17 protein-coding genes are annotated in these 19048 nt (G+C 46.1%); all 17 read left to right on the plus strand.

Annotated features, from left to right (window positions below):
• Positions 1 to 40: 40 nt before the first annotated feature.
• Positions 41 to 475, plus strand: coding sequence for a 50S ribosomal protein L11 (gene rplK / locus ACHUFM_RS16665; RefSeq protein ID WP_013797851.1), 435 nt, complete (start codon positions 41 to 43; stop codon positions 473 to 475).
• Entirely contained in the window at positions 475 to 1176 is a 702-nt protein-coding gene (gene rplA, locus ACHUFM_RS16670; RefSeq protein WP_113875599.1) for a 50S ribosomal protein L1, read from the plus strand. The genes rplK and rplA overlap by 1 nt, the downstream gene beginning before the upstream one ends.
• Positions 1177 to 1404: 228 nt before the next feature.
• The gene (rplJ, locus tag ACHUFM_RS16675) at positions 1405 to 1905 is read left to right on the plus strand and encodes a 50S ribosomal protein L10 (protein WP_013797849.1); all 501 of its coding nucleotides are present in this window, start codon (positions 1405 to 1407) and stop codon (positions 1903 to 1905) included.
• Positions 1906 to 1987: 82 nt separating this feature from the next.
• Positions 1988 to 2359 (plus strand): 50S ribosomal protein L7/L12, encoded by a 372-nt coding sequence (rplL, locus tag ACHUFM_RS16680; protein ID WP_013797848.1) that lies wholly within the window; start codon positions 1988 to 1990, stop codon positions 2357 to 2359.
• Between the two features lie 190 nt (positions 2360 to 2549).
• Complete coding sequence (gene rpoB / locus ACHUFM_RS16685) at positions 2550 to 6650, plus strand: DNA-directed RNA polymerase subunit beta (protein WP_394183666.1); 4101 nt, start codon at positions 2550 to 2552, stop codon at positions 6648 to 6650.
• Positions 6651 to 6715: 65 nt separating this feature from the next.
• Positions 6716 to 10918 (plus strand): DNA-directed RNA polymerase subunit beta', encoded by a 4203-nt coding sequence (rpoC, locus tag ACHUFM_RS16690; protein ID WP_394183668.1) that lies wholly within the window; start codon positions 6716 to 6718, stop codon positions 10916 to 10918.
• 136 nt (positions 10919 to 11054) lie between these two features.
• Complete coding sequence (gene rpsL, locus ACHUFM_RS16695; RefSeq protein ID WP_013659444.1) at positions 11055 to 11426, plus strand: 30S ribosomal protein S12; 372 nt, start codon at positions 11055 to 11057, stop codon at positions 11424 to 11426.
• 98 nt (positions 11427 to 11524) lie between these two features.
• The gene (gene rpsG / locus ACHUFM_RS16700) at positions 11525 to 11998 is read left to right on the plus strand and encodes a 30S ribosomal protein S7 (RefSeq protein ID WP_013797845.1); all 474 of its coding nucleotides are present in this window, start codon (positions 11525 to 11527) and stop codon (positions 11996 to 11998) included.
• A gap of 21 nt (positions 11999 to 12019) precedes the next feature.
• Positions 12020 to 14113 (plus strand): elongation factor G, encoded by a 2094-nt coding sequence (fusA, locus tag ACHUFM_RS16705; RefSeq protein ID WP_394183671.1) that lies wholly within the window; start codon positions 12020 to 12022, stop codon positions 14111 to 14113.
• Between the two features lie 35 nt (positions 14114 to 14148).
• The gene (gene tuf / locus ACHUFM_RS16710; RefSeq protein WP_394183673.1) at positions 14149 to 15372 is read left to right on the plus strand and encodes an elongation factor Tu; all 1224 of its coding nucleotides are present in this window, start codon (positions 14149 to 14151) and stop codon (positions 15370 to 15372) included.
• A 197-nt stretch (positions 15373 to 15569) separates the two neighbouring features.
• Positions 15570 to 15881: a 30S ribosomal protein S10 gene (gene rpsJ / locus ACHUFM_RS16715; protein WP_012071937.1), complete on the plus strand. Its 312-nt coding sequence runs from the start codon at positions 15570 to 15572 to the stop codon at positions 15879 to 15881.
• Positions 15882 to 16008: 127 nt separating this feature from the next.
• Positions 16009 to 16647, plus strand: coding sequence for a 50S ribosomal protein L3 (gene rplC / locus ACHUFM_RS16720; protein ID WP_394183675.1), 639 nt, complete (start codon positions 16009 to 16011; stop codon positions 16645 to 16647).
• Between the two features lie 12 nt (positions 16648 to 16659).
• Complete coding sequence (gene rplD, locus ACHUFM_RS16725; RefSeq protein WP_063334250.1) at positions 16660 to 17265, plus strand: 50S ribosomal protein L4; 606 nt, start codon at positions 16660 to 16662, stop codon at positions 17263 to 17265.
• Entirely contained in the window at positions 17262 to 17558 is a 297-nt protein-coding gene (rplW, locus tag ACHUFM_RS16730) for a 50S ribosomal protein L23 (RefSeq protein ID WP_013797840.1), read from the plus strand. Before rplD ends, rplW begins: the two co-directional genes overlap by 4 nt.
• A gap of 14 nt (positions 17559 to 17572) precedes the next feature.
• On the plus strand, positions 17573 to 18397 hold the full coding sequence (gene rplB, locus ACHUFM_RS16735) for a 50S ribosomal protein L2 (RefSeq protein WP_063334249.1): 825 nt from the start codon (positions 17573 to 17575) through the stop codon (positions 18395 to 18397).
• A 15-nt stretch (positions 18398 to 18412) separates the two neighbouring features.
• On the plus strand, positions 18413 to 18688 hold the full coding sequence (gene rpsS / locus ACHUFM_RS16740) for a 30S ribosomal protein S19 (RefSeq protein ID WP_013797838.1): 276 nt from the start codon (positions 18413 to 18415) through the stop codon (positions 18686 to 18688).
• Positions 18689 to 18702: 14 nt separating this feature from the next.
• Positions 18703 to 19035, plus strand: a complete 333-nt coding sequence (rplV, locus tag ACHUFM_RS16745) for a 50S ribosomal protein L22 (protein WP_063334248.1) — start codon at positions 18703 to 18705, stop codon at positions 19033 to 19035.
• Positions 19036 to 19048: the final 13 nt, after the last annotated feature.

Raw genomic sequence — 19048 nt, forward strand, 5'->3', positions numbered from 1 at the left:
CGGGTAGCCTTCGGGGCTGTGACCCATCTGGAGTTTAAAAATGGCTAAGAAAGTCGAAGCTTATATCAAGCTACAAGTTAAAGCGGGTCAAGCGAACCCAAGTCCACCAGTTGGTCCTGCATTGGGTCAGCACGGTGTGAACATCATGGAATTCTGTAAAGCATTCAACGCAAAAACTCAAAGCGTTGAGCCTGGTCTTCCAACACCTGTAATTATTACTGTTTACAACGACCGTAGTTTTACATTTGAAACTAAATCTACTCCTGCTGCAGTGCTTCTTAAGAAAGCGGCTGGCATCAAGAGCGGTTCTCCACGTCCTAACACTCAGAAAGTGGGTACGGTTACTCGTGCTCAACTAGAAGAGATCGTTAATGCTAAGCAGGAAGATTTGACTGCTTCAGATATGGATGCGGCAGTTCGTACTATTGCTGGTAGTGCACGCGCTATGGGTCTAGATGTTGAGGGTGTGAACTAATGGCTAAGTTAACTAAACGCGCTCGCTTGATCGCAGAAAAAGTAGATGCAACTAAGTTGTACTCTGTAGAAGAAGCTGTTGCTCTTTTGTCTGAGTTATCTACTGTTAAATTCAAAGAGTCAGTTGATGTCTCTGTTAATCTAGGTGTTGATCCTCGTAAATCTGATCAGGTTGTACGTGGTTCTACAGTATTGCCGCACGGTGCAGGTAAAGATGTACGTGTTGCTGTATTTGCTCAAGGTGCAAATGCTGAAGCTGCAAAAGAAGCGGGTGCTGACGTTGTAGGTTTTGAAGATTTGGCTGAGCAAGTTAAAGCTGGCAACCTAGATTTTGATGTGGTTATTGCTTCTCCAGACGCAATGCGCATCGTTGGTCAACTAGGTCAGGTGCTTGGTCCTCGCGGTCTAATGCCTAACCCGAAAGTTGGCACTGTAACGCCTGATGTTGCAACAGCGGTTAAGAACGCTAAAGCAGGTCAAGCTCGTTACCGTACTGATAAAAATGGTATCATCCACACAGGTGTTGGCTCTATTGAGTTCGCAGCGGATGCTATCAAAGGTAATTTAGAGGCGCTATTGGCGGACTTACGTCGTGCTAAACCAGCGTCTGCTAAAGGTGTTTACCTGAAAAAAGTAACCTTGTCTTCTACAATGGGACCAGGTTTACAAATTGATTTAGGTGCACTTAGCTCAGCTAAGTAAGCTTCTAGATCATGCGCTTTGGGGTCTGCCTAGTATTCGTTTACTGAGCAGGCCGTCAAAGACCGCAGGAACGAAACGTTTAATCAAATGTTGAAAAATATTTGTCCTGCGCAGATGGTGTGGCCCGATTCAGATATACTGGATCTAACTCACCAGCAAGTACTTCGATTTATCGGAGAGTTGGTAAAAATAGGGGAATTCGTTCCCTGCTAATCCAGGAGAAAACCAGTGGCATTAGGTCTAGAAGACAAAAAAGCCATTGTCGCCGAAGTTAGTGAAGTAGCTAAAACTGCGTTGTCTGCGGTAGTTGCTGATTCTCGCGGTGTTACCGTGAGCAGCATGACTGCACTTCGTAAAGAAGCGCGTGAAGCAGGTGTATTCGTACGTGTCGTACGTAACACTTTGGCTCGCCGTGCAGTTGAAGGTACTGACTTCGAGTGCTTAACTGAGAGCTTTGTTGGTCCAACGTTGATTGCTTTCTCAAACGAACACCCAGGTGCGGCGGCTCGTTTGTTGAAATCTTTCGCGAAACAAAACGACAAGTTTGAAGTGAAAGCATTGGCGTTCAACGGTGAGTTGATCGCGGCAGGCGACATTGATCGTTTGGCATCATTGCCTACATACGACGAAGCGATTGCGAAACTGATGAGTGTTATGCAGGGCGCAACCAGCAAGTTTGTACGTACTCTTGCAGCAGTACGCGATCAAAAAGAGCAAGAAGCGGCTTAATACGATTTACCGTATCCCTTCTTGATAAATATTTTGTTTTATCACCTACGGGTGATTATAAAGAATGCTAGGAATCTGAGTCATGGCTCTAACTAAAGAAGATATCATCAATGCAGTAGCAGAAATGTCTGTAATGGACGTTGTTGAACTGATTGAAGCAATGGAAGAAAAATTCGGTGTAACTGCGGCAGCTGCTGTTGCTGCTGGCCCAGCGGCTGAAGCGGGTGCTTCTGCTGAAGCTCAAACTGAATTTGACGTTGTTCTTACTGCTGCAGGCGATAAGAAAGTTAACGTAATCAAAGCTGTTCGTGCAGCAACTGGTCTTGGCTTGAAAGAAGCTAAAGGTATGGTTGACGGCGCTCCAGCGACTGTTAAAGAAGGCGTTTCTAAAGAAGACGCTGATGCACTTAAAGCGGCTCTTGAAGAAGCTGGTGCATCTGTCGAAATCAAGTAATGATACTTGCATTTCCAGATTTCGACCGCTAGTCGAAATGGCTGGTGACATTATTGTCACCGGCCTTTTTGGGTTTCTGAAACTCAAATAAACCGAAAAGAATTTTTTAAAATGAGAGAGTTTTCTCTCATTCAATGGTAAGGCCTGATTTGGGCCTTTTGCGTCAATGTGCACAAGCTGGGGAATGCTGATGGCTTACTCATACACTGAGAAAAAACGTATCCGTAAGGATTTCGGTAAACTGCCGCCCGTTTTGGATGTGCCATACTTGCTGGCAATTCAGCTTGAATCCTATCGCAATTTTCTGCAAGAAGGTAAAGCGATTGCAGAGCGTGGGGAATTAGGTCTGCATGGGGCCTTTAAATCTGTCTTTCCAATGGTCAGTTTTTCCGGCAATGCGGCGCTAGAATACGTCGATTACCGTTTAGGCAAGCCAGTATTTGATGTTAAAGAGTGTCAGTTGCGTGGTGTTACCTACGCGGCACCTTTGCGTGTTCGAGTTCGACTCATCATTTATGATAAAGAGTCCTCTAACAAGGCCATCAAAGACATCCGCGAGCAAGAAGTTTACATGGGCGAAATTCCGCTCATGACAGACAATGGTACTTTTGTTATCAACGGAACTGAGCGTGTAATTGTTTCTCAATTGCATCGTTCTCCTGGTGTGTTCTTCGATCACGATCGTGGTAAGACACACTCTTCAGGTAAATTGCTACATTCAGCTCGCGTAATTCCATACCGTGGTTCATGGTTGGATTTCGAGTTTGATCCAAAAGATTGTGTCTTTGTTCGTATTGACCGTCGTCGTAAATTGCCTGCAACTATCTTGTTGCGTGCGTTGGGCTATGGTACTGAGCAAATTCTAGATACTTTCTTTGAAACAACACGTTTCTATTTGAATCGTGATGGTTTTGAAATGGAGTTGATTGCGAATCGCCTTCGTGGTGATACCGCATTGTTTGATATTGCTGACGGCAATGGCGAAGTCATTGTTGAAGAGGGCCGTCGTATTACAGCTAAGCACATTCGTATTCTTGAGAAGGCCGGTTTGGATCGTCTTTCTGTGCCACTAGAATACATGCTTGGTAAAGTTACGGCGAAGAACCTAGTTCATCCATCAACGGGTGAATTGATCGCAGAAGCCAACACTGAGTTGTCTGTTGATCTTCTAGAAGCTTTGGTTTCTTCAGGCATTACTGAAGTGGAAACCCTGTATACAAATGACTTGGATAATGGTCCATTCATTTCCGATACATTACGCATTGATCCGACCAGCAATCAGTTAGAGGCGTTGGTTGAGATCTATCGCATGATGCGTCCAGGCGAGCCACCAACCAAAGAGTCTGCTGAAGGTCTATTCCAAGGCTTGTTCTTCTCTGAAGATCGTTACGACTTGTCATCTGTTGGTCGTATGAAGTTCAACCGTCGTCTTGGTCGTGATGAAGATACGGGTTCTGGCGTTCTGGATAACGAAGACATCGTTGCTGTACTAAAAACCTTGCTGGATATCCGTAACGGTAACGGCATGGTAGATGACATCGACCACCTTGGTAACCGTCGTGTTCGTTCTGTTGGTGAAATGGCTGAAAACCAATTCCGTGTTGGCTTAGTACGTGTTGAACGTGCGGTTAAAGAGCGTCTGTCTATGGCAGAAGCAGATGGCCTAATGCCACAGGATTTGTTGAATGCTAAGCCTGTTGCGGCTGCTATCAAAGAGTTCTTCGGTTCTAGCCAATTGTCACAGTTCATGGACCAAAACAACCCGTTGTCAGAGGTCACGCACAAGCGTCGTGTTTCTGCATTAGGGCCCGGTGGTCTGACTCGTGAACGTGCTGGCTTTGAGGTACGTGACGTACACGCTACTCACTACGGTCGCGTTTGTCCTATCGAAACACCGGAAGGTCCAAACATCGGTTTGATCAACTCTTTGTCTACCTATGCTCGTACAAACAGCTACGGTTTCTTAGAGACGCCTTATCGTAAGGTAATTGATGGCAAGATCACTGATGAAACAGTTTACGTTTCGGCGATTGATGAAGCGAAATATGTTATTGCCCAAGCGTCTGCAAACGTAGATGAAGAAGGGCGTTTGGTTGACGAGTTGGTGCAGGTTCGTCACATGCACGAAACCACTCTGATTCCAAAAGAAAAAGTAAACTTGATGGATGTATCACCTCGTCAGGTTGTATCGGTTGCGGCGTCTTTGATTCCGTTCCTTGAGCACGATGATGCCAACCGTGCTTTGATGGGATCGAACATGCAACGTCAGGCCGTACCAACGCTTAAGGCTGATAAGCCAGTGGTTGGTACCGGTATGGAGAAAAACGTCGCGAAAGACTCTGGCGTTTGTATCGTTGCTCGTCGTGGTGGTGAAATTGAATCGGTTGATGCCAGCCGCATCGTTGTTCGAGTGAACTCGGAAGAAACGATAGCAGGTGAAGCCGGTGTTGATATCTACAGCTTAACGAAATACGTTCGTTCTAACCAAAATACCTGTATTAACCAGCGTACTTTGGTGATGAAAGGTGAAAAGGTAGCGTCTGGCGATATCATGGCGGACGGTCCTTCTGTTGATATGGGTGACTTAGCACTTGGCCAAAACATGCGTATCGCTTTCATGCCTTGGAATGGTTTTAACTTCGAGGATTCCATCCTTGTATCTGAGCGTGTTGTAGAAGAGGATCGCTTCACTTCTATCCACATTCAAGAGCTAACGTGTGTGGCTCGTGATACTAAGCTTGGGCCTGAAGAGATTACCGCTGATATTCCAAACGTTGGTGAAGGTGCGCTGTCTAAACTGGATTCCTCCGGTATCGTTTACATCGGTGCTGAAGTAGAGCCTGGTGATATTTTGGTTGGTAAAGTAACCCCTAAAGGTGAAACTCAACTGACGCCTGAAGAGAAGCTGTTGCGTGCCATCTTCGGCGAAAAAGCATCAGACGTTAAAGATACGTCTCAGCGAGTTAAAACAGGTACTCGCGGTACGGTAATTGACGTACAAGTCTTCACTCGTGATGGTATCGAGAAAGATGAGCGTGCGAAGTCCATTGAGAAATCTCAATTGGATCAAGTGCGTAAAGATTTGAACGAAGAGTTCCGTATTGTTGAAAAAGCGACTTTCGAACGTTTGGCTGAAGCCCTAGTGGGTCAGCAAGCCGAAGGTGGTCCAGGGTTAGCGCGTAATGCGGTGATCACTGAAGATTACCTAGCGAATCTTGATCACCCTGAGTGGTTCAAAATTCGTGTGGCAAACGAAGAAGCAAGTGAGCAGCTTGAGAAAGCGCAAGCGGCTTTGATCGAGCGTCGTAAAGAACTAGATGCGAAATTTGAAGACAAGAAACGTAAATTACAAACAGGTGATGATTTAGCACCTGGCGTTCTTAAGATCGTAAAAGTTTACGTGGCGATTAAGCGTCGTATTCAGCCTGGTGATAAAATGGCCGGCCGTCATGGTAACAAGGGTGTAATCTCTAAAATCATGCCGGTAGAAGACATGCCATACGATGAGAATGGTGATCCTGTGGACATCGTGTTGAACCCGCTAGGTGTTCCTTCACGTATGAACGTTGGTCAGGTTCTTGAGACTCACTTAGGTGCGGCGTCGAAAGGTTTAGGTCGTAAGATCAACGAAATGCTTGCGGCAGAGCGTGAAAAAGCAGAAGCAGTGACTGAGCTACGTGGATTCTTAAATGAAATCTACAATGGCTATGAAGGTGATCTGCAATGTGCGCGTACGGAAGATCTGGACAGCTTTACAGACGAAGAAATTCTAACCTTGGCAGCCAACCTTAAAGGTGGTGTTCCAATGGCGTCTGGTGCCTTTGATGGTGCGAAAGAGGCAGAAATTAAACGTATGTTGCGTCTAGCTGGCTTGAACGAAAGTGGTCAGGTAACTCTGTACAACGGTCGTACTGGTGATGCTTTCGAGCGTCCGGTAACGGTTGGTTACATGTACATGTTGAAATTGAACCACTTGGTTGATGACAAGATGCACGCACGTTCTACTGGTTCTTACAGCTTGGTTACTCAGCAGCCGCTGGGTGGTAAAGCGCAATTCGGTGGTCAGCGTTTCGGTGAGATGGAGGTATGGGCACTAGAAGCATACGGTGCAGCATACACGCTACAAGAAATGTTGACGGTTAAGTCGGATGATGTGAATGGTCGTACTAAGATGTATAAGAACATCGTAGACGGCGACCACCGCATGGAACCAGGCATGCCTGAGTCCTTCAACGTGTTGGTAAAAGAGATCCGTTCTCTTGGTATCGACATTGAGTTGGAAAACGAATAAGCACGAATCACATTTGACCTGCTGGGGAAGACACTTCCCCAGCCTTATGAGTGGGGCGAATATCCATGAAAGACTTATTAGGTCTTCTAAAATCACAAGGACAATCTGACGAGTTTGATGCGATCCGCATTGGCTTGGCATCACCAGATATGATTCGTTCATGGTCTTACGGTGAAGTTAAAAAGCCTGAGACCATCAACTACCGTACGTTCAAGCCTGAGCGTGACGGTTTGTTCTGTGCCAAAATCTTTGGTCCTATTAAGGACTATGAGTGCTTGTGTGGTAAATACAAGCGTTTGAAACACCGTGGTGTTATTTGTGAGAAGTGTGGCGTTGAAGTGGCTCTGTCTAAAGTGCGTCGTGAACGCATGGGGCATATCGAGCTTGCATCGCCAGTGGCTCACATTTGGTTCCTGAAATCTTTGCCATCTCGTATTGGTCTTATCATGGATATGACCTTGCGTGATATTGAGCGTGTTTTGTACTTTGAATCTTTCATCGTGATTGATCCAGGTATGACAACGCTTGAAAAAGGCCAATTGCTAAACGACGAACAGTACTTTGAAGCACTGGAAGAGTTTGGTGACGAGTTTGATGCCCGTATGGGTGCTGAAGCGGTTCAGATGCTACTACGCGATTTGGACATGCCAGAAGAAATCAACAGAATGCGTGAAGAGTTAAATAGCACAAATTCTGAAACTCGTATCAAGAAGCTGTCTAAGCGTCTGAAATTGGTTGAAGCTTTCTATCATTCGGGTAACAACCCAGAGTGGATGGTGCTTGATGTATTGCCCGTTCTACCACCAGATTTGCGCCCATTGGTGCCACTAGAAGGTGGTCGTTTTGCGACATCTGACTTGAACGATTTGTACCGTCGAGTCATCAACCGTAACAACCGTTTGAAGCGTCTACTAGAGCTATCGGCTCCAGACATCATCGTACGTAACGAAAAACGTATGTTGCAAGAGTCTGTTGATGCTTTGCTTGATAACGGTCGTCGTGGTCGTGCCATCACAGGCTCTAACAAGCGTCCATTGAAATCTTTGGCAGACATGATCAAAGGTAAGCAAGGTCGTTTCCGTCAGAACCTACTTGGTAAGCGTGTAGACTACTCTGGTCGTTCTGTAATCACAGTAGGTCCGTCCTTGCGTCTACATCAGTGTGGTCTTCCTAAGAAGATGGCATTGGAACTATTCAAACCATTTATCTTCTCTAAGCTTGAGTTGCGCGGTATGGCGACAACCATCAAAGCAGCGAAGAAAATGGTAGAGCGTGAAACACCTGAGGTGTGGGATATTCTTGATGAAGTTATCCGCGAACACCCAGTAATGCTTAACCGTGCACCAACACTTCACCGTTTGGGTATCCAGGCGTTTGAGCCTATGTTGATTGAAGGTAAAGCGATCCAATTGCATCCGTTAGTTTGTGCGGCGTACAACGCTGACTTTGACGGTGACCAAATGGCGGTTCACGTTCCTTTGACGATTGAAGCGCAGCTTGAAGCACGTGCTTTGATGATGTCAACGAACAATATTTTATCACCAGCAAACGGTGAGCCGATTATCGTGCCTTCTCAGGACGTGGTATTGGGTTTGTACTACATGACTCGTGAGAAAATCAATGCCAAAGGTGAAGGCATGGCGTTTTCTGACATCAAAGAAGTACACCGTGCATACGGCGCGAAACAAGTTGATTTGCATGCCAAAGTAAAAGTACGTATTAACCAAGTTGATACCACGCTAGAAGGCGAGAAAGTCGCTTCTACTTTCATTGCAGATACCACTGTTGGTCGTGCGTTGTTGTTTGATATCGTGCCAGATGGCCTACCGTTCTCAGTGGTTAACCAACCAATGAAGAAAAAGGCGATCTCTAACCTGATCAACGAGTGTTACCGTAAAGTGGGCTTGAAAGAGAGCTGTATCTTTGCTGATCAGTTGATGTACACAGGCTTCGCGTATGCAACAGCATCCGGTTCCTCTGTTGGTGTGGATGACTTCGTAATTCCGCCAGAAAAAGCAGAAATCATTGCGAAAGCGGAAGAAGAAGTTAAAGAAATTGAATATCAGTACGCTGATGGTTTGGTAACGCAGGGCGAGAAATACAACAAGGTTATTGACTTGTGGTCTCGTACTAACGAAACCGTGACTGAAGCCATGATGGATAATTTGGCAAAAGAGACCACCATCAATAAAGACGGTGAAGAGGTTGAGCAACAATCTTTCAACTCTGTCTACATGATGGCCGACTCCGGCGCCCGTGGTAGTGTAGCTCAGATGCGTCAGCTAGGTGGTATGCGTGGTCTGATGGCGAAACCAGATGGTTCCATCATCGAGACACCTATTACAGCGAACTTCCGTGAGGGGCTATCTGTACTTCAGTACTTTACCTCTACTCACGGTGCTCGTAAGGGTCTAGCCGATACCGCATTGAAAACAGCTAACTCGGGTTACCTAACTCGTCGTCTTGTTGATGTTGCGCAGGATTTGGTTATCACGGAAGTCGATTGTGGATCAACCAATGGTATCGTCGTGAATGCAATGATCGAGGGTGGCGATGTTGTTGTCCCTCTAGGTCAGCGTGTTCTTGGTCGTGTGGTTGCACAAGATGTAAATGATTCTAAAGGTAACCTAGTGCTTGCTGCTGGTACTTTGATTGATGAGCACGATGTGCGCGATATCGAGGCTGCGGGTGTTGATGAGATGCTTATCCGTTCTGTTATCACTTGTGATACCCGCCATGGTGTGTGTGCGAAGTGTTATGGTCGTGATTTGGCTCGTGGACATCAAGTAAACATTGGTGAGGCAATCGGTGTTGTTGCAGCACAATCGATTGGTGAGCCTGGTACACAGTTAACCATGCGTACCTTCCACATTGGTGGTGCGGCGTCTCGAGCGTCTGCCGTTGATAGTGTGCAGGTGAAGAGTGCTGGTACCGTTCGTTTCCACAAAATGAAGAGTATCGAGCGTGATACGGGTCATTTGGTTGTAGCATCTCGTTCTTCTGAATTGGCGATTGCTGATGAAGCAGGTCGTGAGAAAGAGCGTTACAAACTGCCTTATGGTGCAGTGTTGAGCGTGCGTGAAGGTGATGCTGTTGAAGCTGGCCAGATCGTTGCGAACTGGGATCCACACACTCACCCAATCGTTTCAGAGATGAAAGGTCGCCTGGAATTCAGCGGAATGGAAGAGAATGTTACCATTCGTCGCCAATCTGATGAAATGACAGGCTTGACTACCATTGAAGTCATGGAAGTGAAAGACCGTCCTTCGGCAGGTAAAGATCTTCGTCCTATGATTTCTGTTGTTGATGCGGATGGTAACCCAGTGCACATCCCTGGTACCGACTCTCCAGTGCAGTACATGTTGCCTGAAAAAGCGTTATTGAGCTTGGATCACGGTGCAACGGTTAAGTCTGGTGAAGTTCTGGCGCGTATTCCGCAAGAATCGCAAGGTAACAAGGATATCACCGGTGGTCTGCCACGAGTGGCTGATCTATTTGAAGCGCGTCGTCCTAAAGACCCTGCTGTGATGGCAGAAGCGACTGGTGTGGTGAGCTTCGGTAAAGAAACTAAGGGCAAGATTCGTTTGGTTATCACACCACAAGATGGCAGTGATCCAATCGAGACTTTGATCCCGAAATGGCGTCAAATCAACATCTTCGATGGTGAGGAAGTGGCTAAAGGTGAGATCATCGCCGACGGTCCTCTAAGCCCACACGATATCTTGCGTCTTCAAGGTGTAGAGGCTCTGGCTGACTACATCACTAACGAAGTGCAAGAAGTATATCGTTTACAGGGTGTTGTGATTAACGATAAGCACATTGAAGTTATCGTTCGTCAAATGCTACGTAAAGTAGAAGTGGGTGAGTCTGGTGATACAGATCTGATCCAAGGTGACCAAGTTGAGTTGACTCAACTGCTAGATGCAAACGAGAAAGCGGAAGCAGAAGGCAAATTCCCTGCTAAGTTTGAGCGTGTGCTTCTAGGTATCACGAAAGCTTCTTTGGCAACTGAGTCCTTCATCTCTGCGGCCTCTTTCCAAGAGACAACTCGTGTCTTGACCGAAGGTGCGGTAACAGGTAAGAAAGACCACTTGCGTGGCTTGAAAGAAAACGTTGTAGTAGGTCGTCTGATCCCAGCGGGTACAGGTTTGGCTTACCACAGTGAGCGTAAGAAGAAGAAAGATTCTGCGCAAATGGCAAATGAAGGAAGTCCTACAGTAAGTGCATCTGATGTGGAAGAAGCATTAAGTGCCGCACTAAAAGACTAATTCTTTGCTTTAAATCGATAGGGAGGTGATTTTTTAGTCGCCTCCCTATTGACTGTTTTATAGGCGCAAATTAAACTTGCGCCTCCTTAATTTTGGCGATTTCCGTCATAAGAATTGGATTTTTGGAGCTTGTCTAATGGCAACCGTTAACCAGTTGGTTCGTAAACCACGTAAACGTAAAGTGGCAAAGAGTGACGTTCCTGCGTTACAAGCTTGTCCGCAACGCCGCGGTGTCTGCACACGCGTATATACTACTACGCCTAAAAAGCCTAACTCAGCTTTGCGTAAAGTATGTCGTGTTCGTTTGACCAACGGCTTCGAAGTAACTTCCTACATCGGTGGTGAAGGTCACAACCTGCAAGAACACAGCGTCGTGCTGATTCGTGGCGGTCGTGTAAAAGACCTTCCAGGTGTTCGTTATCACACAGTTCGTGGTAGCTTGGATACTTCAGGCGTACAAAATCGTAAGCAAGGCCGTTCTAAGTACGGTACTAAACGTCCTAAGTAAGTTTCATTACTTAGTTCATCGTTTAGACACAATTTTTTAATACAGTAAGGCCGAGCAGTAATCCTATTGTCTCGGGCTAACCTGAAGAGGATATAAAAATGCCTAGAAGACGCGTCGTCGCTAAGCGTGAAGTACTTCCAGATCCTAAGCATGGAAGTCAGTTACTTGCAAAATTCATTAACCACGTCATGGTTAGTGGCAAGAAATCTGTTGCAGAGCACATTGTATACAGTGCCCTAAATACTGTAGCAGAGCGCGCTAAAACTGAAGAGCCAATGGCTATCTTCGAAAAAGCGTTAGAGTCTATCCAGCCAATGGTTGAGGTTAAATCTCGCCGTGTTGGTGGTGCTACCTACCAAGTACCTGTAGAAGTTCGTCCAGCTCGTCGTGCAGCATTGTCTATGCGTTGGTTGGTTGAGTCTTCTCGTAAGCGCGGTGAAAAATCAATGGCTCTACGTCTAGCAGGCGAGATCCTAGATGCTGCTGAGAATAAAGGTTCTGCTGTTAAGAAACGTGAAGACGTTCACCGTATGGCAGAAGCGAACAAAGCATTCTCTCACTACCGTTTCTAATCGTCCGGAGAAGTATACACAGTGGCACGTAAAACCCCGATCAACCGCTACCGAAATATCGGTATCTGTGCGCACGTTGATGCAGGTAAAACGACGACGACTGAACGCGTTCTTTTCTATACGGGTCTGTCTCATAAAATCGGTGAAGTGCACGATGGTGCAGCAACGATGGATTGGATGGAGCAAGAGCAAGAGCGCGGTATTACGATTACTTCCGCAGCAACAACTTGCTTCTGGAGTGGGATGAGTCAGCAGTTTGATCAGCACCGTATCAATATTATTGATACGCCTGGGCACGTAGACTTTACGATTGAAGTAGAGCGTTCATTGCGTGTGTTAGATGGTGCGGTCGTTGTGCTTTGTGGTTCTTCTGGCGTTCAGCCTCAAACTGAGACAGTTTGGCGTCAGGCAAATAAATATGAAGTGCCGCGTATGGTGTTCGTCAACAAGATGGACCGTACGGGGGCTGATTATTTTTCTGTTGTTGAGCAATTAAAGTCTCGTTTGGGGGCTAATGCTGTTCCAATCCAAATTAACATCGGCGCTGAAGAAGATTTCAAAGGCGTGGTGGATTTGGTGCTGATGAAAGCCATCATGTGGAATGAAGAAGATCAAGGGATGACTTACCGTTTGGAAGACATTCCTGCCGATCTTGTTGATGTCGCCACAGAATGGCGTGAGCAGATGTTGGAAGCCGCAGCAGAGGCGAATGAAGAATTGATGGATAAATACCTTGAAGAAGGGGATTTGTCCGTTGAGGATGTAAAAGCAGGTTTGCGAGCGCGCACCCTAAATAATGAAGTGGTGTTAGTGACGTGTGGTTCTGCTTTTAAAAATAAAGGTGTTCAGGCGGTACTTGATGCCGTTGTTGAATACATGCCTTCACCGCTGGAAGTAAAGGCGATTGAAGGTACGCTTGAAGATGGTGAGACAGTCGTTGCTCGTGAAGCAAATGATGATGCACCGTTTTCGGCATTGGCTTTTAAAATAGCGACAGACCCATTTGTTGGGACATTAACTTTTATTCGTGTGTATTCGGGTACATTAAAATCGGGTGATGCCGTCTATAATTCTGTTAAACAGAAGCGTGAGCGTGTTGGTCGAATGGTGCAGATGCATGCTAATAATCGCGAAGAGATCAAAGAGGTGTTGGCGGGTGACATAGCGGCTGCGGTCGGTATGAAATACGTGACAACGGGTGATACGCTTTGCGATATGAATGATGTTGTTGTTCTAGAGCGGATGGAGTTTCCAGAGCCGGTTATTTCCGTTGCGGTTGAGCCTAAGTCTCAAGCCGACCAAGAAAAGATGGCTGTGGCGCTAGGGAAATTAGCTCAAGAAGACCCCTCTTTTCGTGTGGAAACGCATGAAGAGACAGGGCAAACCATTATTTCCGGAATGGGCGAGCTGCACCTTGATATTCTCGTGGATCGTATGAAGCGTGAGTTTAAGGTGGATGCAAATATCGGTAAGCCACAAGTGTCTTACCGTGAAAAAATTCGCAAAGAAGTGGTGATTAACCACAAATTTGTGCGTCAATCTGGTGGTCGTGGTCAATACGGTCACGTCGTGATGAAATTAATTCCATCGGATAAAGATGGGCTTGAGTTCGTCAACGAGATTGTTGGTGGTGTTATTCCTAAAGAATACATCCCTGCAGTAGAAAAGGGTGTTTCAGAGCAAATGAAGAACGGTGTTATCGCTGGTTACCCTTTGTTGGGTATGAAGGTGGTATTGTTCGATGGTTCATACCATGATGTTGACTCTAATGAAATGGCCTTTAAAATTGCAGCTTCTCAAGGCTTGAGAAAAGGTGCGGCAGATGCTGACCCTTGCGTTCTTGAGCCTGTGATGAAAGTGGAAGTTGTAACTCCTGAAGAGTACATGGGTGATGTGATGGGTGACCTGAATCGTCGTCGTGGTATTGTTCAGGGGATGGACGATTCCCCGTCAGGGAAGATTATTCGTGCTGAAGTTCCTCTCGGGGAGATGTTCGGATATGCAACTGACGTGCGTAGCTTGTCGCAAGGGCGTGCAAGTTATGCAATGGAGTTTGAGAAATACGCTGAAGCACCAGCTAGTGTGGCAGACGCGATCATCAAAAATGAAGATTAATCATCATACTTACTAATACTTAAGGTGTATGTATCATGGCAAAAGAAAAGTTCGAACGTAATAAACCACACGTAAACGTTGGTACTATCGGTCACGTTGACCACGGTAAAACAACTCTAACTGCAGCACTGACTCGCGTATGTGCAGAAGTATTTGGCGGTGAAGCCGTTGCTTTCGACGGTATCGATAACGCTCCTGAAGAGCGTGAGCGTGGTATCACTATCTCAACTTCTCACGTTGAGTATGATTCTACCGTTCGTCACTACGCACACGTAGACTGCCCAGGACACGCGGATTATGTTAAAAACATGATCACTGGTGCGGCTCAAATGGACGGCGCTATCCTAGTATGTGGTGCGACTGACGGTCCTATGCCTCAGACTCGTGAGCACATCCTTCTTTCTCGTCAGGTAGGTGTACCATACATCGTTGTTTTCCTAAACAAAGCTGACCTTCTTGCTGAAGACTGTGGCGGTGCGGATTCTGAAGAATACGCTGAAATGCTAGAGTTGGTTGAGATGGAATTGCGTGACCTTCTATCTGAGTACGACTTCCCGGGTGATGATACACCAATCATCCCAGGTTCTGCTTTGATGGCATTGAACGGTCAAGACGACAACGAAATGGGTACAACAGCGGTTAAGAAGCTTGTTGAAACTCTAGACGAGTACATTCCTGAGCCAGAGCGTGCAATCGACGGTGCATTCATCATGCCTATCGAGGACGTATTCTCTATCCAAGGTCGTGGTACGGTTGTAACTGGTCGTGTTGAGCGCGGTATCATCAAGGTGCAAGAAGAAGTTGAAATCGTTGGTATCGTTGATACTACTAAAACAACTTGTACTGGTGTTGAGATGTTCCGTAAACTTCTTGACGAAGGTCGTGCTGGTGAGAACTGTGGTATCTTGCTACGTGGTACTAAGCGTGAAGACGTTCAGCGTGGTCAAGTATTGGCTAAGCCTGGCTCTATCACACCTCACACTGAATTCGAAGCCGAAGTATACGTACTAGGTAAAGATGAAGGTGGTCGTCACACTCCTTTCTTCAAAGGTTACCGTCCACAGTTCTACTTCCGTACAACTGACGTAACTGGTGCTTGTTCACTACCTGAAGGTGTTGAGATGGTTATGCCTGGTGACAACATCCAAATGACTGTTGAACTAATTCACCCAATCGCGATGGACGAAGGTCTACGTTTCGCGATCCGTGAAGGTGGTCGTACAGTTGGTGCGGGCGTTGTAGCTAAAATCATCAAGTAATCGATTTTTAAATCTTACTTTTTGAAAAAGGCTGTCTGTTTCAGGCAGCCTTTTTATTTTGCGGTTAATTTAACTACTTTGAAATTGGTTACTTGACAACCAGTTTTGGAGTGGCTAATATTCGCCGTCCTTAAAAAAGGATTGTGGCTTAATAAATGTACAGTTAAGTCATGACAACATTGTATTTGGAGTTGGAAATGCAAAGCCAAAAAATCCGTATTCGTCTGAAAGCGTTTGATCACCGTCTGATTGATGCTTCAACACAAGAAATTGTGGACACAGCGAAACGTACAGGTGCGCAAGTGCGTGGACCGATTCCACTTCCTACTCGCAAAGAGCGTTATACAGTATTGATTTCTCCACACGTAAACAAAGATGCGCGTGATCAATATGAAATCCGTACACATAAACGCGTTCTAGACATCGTTGAGCCAACAGAAAAAACTGTTGATGCTCTAATGAAGCTAGACCTTGCGGCAGGCGTGGAAGTACAAATTTCTTTGGGTTAATAGCTCAAAGTTTGGGGTGCGAGAACCGGCTGGTTATCAGTCGGCTTATGCACATTAGTGGAATGATCTGGAATGGTCAGCCGTAGCGGGTGATAGCCCCATACACAACTGGCAAATGAGGTAGAAAATGACTATTCAATTAGTCGGACGTAAAGCCGGAATGACACGTATCTTCAATGAAGACGGTGTATCCGTGCCAGTAACCGTCATCGAGGTTGAACCGAACCGCGTTACTCAGGTGAAAACTGCAGAAACTGATGGCTATCAAGCTGTTCAGGTTACTGTTGGCTCTCGCCGTTCAAACCGTGTAAACAAAGCTGCTGCTGGACACTATGCAAAAGCGAACGTTGAAGCGGGTCGTGGTTTGTGGGAGTTCCGCCTGTCTGGTGATGAAAAAGAAATCAATGTTGGTGATGAGCTAACTGTTGCTGATTTCGAATCTATCCAAATGGTTGATGTAACTGGTCAATCAAAGGGTAAAGGGTTTCAAGGTGCCGTTAAGCGTCATAATTTCCGTACGCAAGACGCAACACATGGTAACTCATTGTCTCACCGTGCTCCTGGTTCCATTGGCCAATGTCAAACACCTGGTCGTGTTTGGAAAGGCAAAAAAATGGCTGGCCACATGGGCGCTGCTCAAGTAACAACTCAATCACTAGAAGTGGTTCGTGTTGATACTGAACGTAACCTTATCCTTGTGAAAGGTGCGGTTCCTGGTGCAGTAAACGGTGATGTTATTCTTCAATCAGCTGTTAAAGCTCGCTAAGAGGGGTAGACAATGAACTTGAATCTTACAGGCGCAGAGGGAACGGTAGAAGTTTCTGATGTAGCCTTTGCTCGTGAATACAACGAAGCGCTAGTTCACCAAGTAGTAACATCTTACTTGGCTGGTGCTCGTCAGGGTTCTCGTGCTCAGAAAACACGCTCTGAAGTAGCCGGTGGCGGACGCAAACCTTGGAAACAGAAAGGTTCTGGTCGCGCGCGTGCAGGTACTATCCGTAGCCCTCTATGGCGCTCTGGTGGTGTAACGTTTGCAGCTAAGCCACAAGATCACTCTCAGAAAGTGAACAAGAAGATGTACCGTGCAGCAATGCGCACCATCTGGTCTGAACTAGTACGTCAAGACCGTCTTGTTGTAGTTGAAGAACTTAAATTGGAAGCTCCAAAAACTAAGCTCTTCACGGCAAAAATGGCAGAATTGAATGTTGAAAACGTTTTGGTTGTTTCTCACGAATTGGACGACAATCTGTTTTTAGCAGCTCGTAATATCCCTAACGTGGATGTACGTGATGCAGCGTCTATCGATCCTGTTAGCTTGATTGCTTACGACAAAGTGTTGGTGACAGTTGGTGCTCTGAAACAAGTTGAGGAGACACTAGCATGATCGGCGAACGTATTTATAAAGTTCTGTTGGGTCCACACATCTCTGAAAAAGCGACTATCGTTGCCGAAGGTAATGGTCAGTACGTTTTTCGTGTAGCTGGTGATGCAACAAAACCTGAAATCAAACAAGCTATCGAAGCACTATTTGAAGTCAAAGTTGAGTCTGTTCGCACGTTGAACCATAAAGGTAAAACTAAGCGTACAGTTCGTGGTCTTGGCAAGCGTAGCGACGTGAAAAAAGCGTACGTTCGTTTGGCTGAAGGTCAAGACATTGATTTCATGGTCGCTGAATAAGGGGAGATAGGTCAATGGCTGTTGTAAAAAGTAAGCCAACGTCTGCAGGCCGTCGTCACGTTGTTAAAGTTACTAACAACGATTTGCACAAAGGCGCACCATATGCACCTTTGCTTGATAAGAAAAGCAAATCTGGTGGACGTAACAATAACGGACGCATCACTACGCGTCACGTAGGTGGTGGTCATAAGCAGCATTACCGTATGGTTGACTTCCGTCGTAACAAAGATGGAATTCCAGCGGTAGTTGAGCGTTTGGAATATGATCCAAACCGTTCTGCAAATATTGCATTGATTAAATATGCTGATGGTGAGCGTCGTTACATTATCGCTTCCAAAGGTATGGCGGCAGGCAATGTTGTCTTTAGTGGTGCTGACGCGCCAATCAAAGCAGGTAATACTTTGCCACTGCAAAATATTCCTGTAGGTAGCACAGTTCACTGTGTTGAGCTTAAGCCAGGCAAAGGTGCACAAATTGCACGTTCAGCTGGTGCCTCTGCTCAACTAGTCGCTCGTGAAGGTCGTTACGTTACTCTTCGCCTACGTTCAGGTGAGATGCGTAAGATCCTAACTGAGTGTCGCGCTACTTTGGGTGAAGTATCAAACTCTGAGCATAGCTTGCGAGTTCTTGGTAAAGCTGGTGCTACGCGTTGGCGTGGTATTCGTCCTACCGTTCGCGGTGCGGCGATGAACCCAGTTGATCACCCACATGGTGGTGGTGAAGGTCGTAGTAAAGGTGGTCGTCACCCAGTTACGCCTTGGGGTGTGCCAACTAAAGGCTACAAAACACGCAGTAACAAGCGTACTGATAAACTTATTGTACGTCGTCGTACTAAGTAATAAGAGGAATAGACTGTGCCACGTTCACTAAAAAAAGGTCCTTTTATCGACCTTCATTTGTTGAAAAAGGTAGAGGCTGCGGTAGAGAAAAAAGAACGCCGTCCAATTAAGACTTGGTCACGCCGTTCTACTATCTTCCCTGATTTTGTAGGGTTGACTATCGCTGTCCATAATGGTCGCCAACATGTTCCAGTTCTAGTAACTGAAGACATGGTCGGTCATAAATTGGGTGAGTTCGCTCCGACCCGTACATATCGTGGTCATGCTGCGGACAAGAAAGCCAAACGGTAATAAGGGGTATTAACATGAGTGAAGTAAGCGCTTCATTAAAGGGTGCTCGCCTCTCTGCGCAGAAGGCCCGTTTGGTTATAGATCAAATCCGCGGCAAATCTGTTAGCGAAGCACTGAACATCTTAACGTTCAGTCCTAAGAAGGCGGCAGTAATTGTCAAGAAAGTACTTGAGTCTGCTATTGCGAATGCAGAGCATAACGAAGGTGCTGATATCGATGACTTGCGTGTATCTACGGCGTATGTTGACGAGGCTATGACTCTGAAACGTATTATGCCACGTGCCAAAGGCCGTGCTGACCGTATTTTAAAACGCGGTTGCCATATTACAGTTAAAGTCGCTGACTAATTAGGAGAAACCC

This window comes from Marinomonas posidonica, assembly GCF_043643765.1.
GTDB classification, from domain to species: domain Bacteria; phylum Pseudomonadota; class Gammaproteobacteria; order Pseudomonadales; family Marinomonadaceae; genus Marinomonas; species Marinomonas posidonica_A.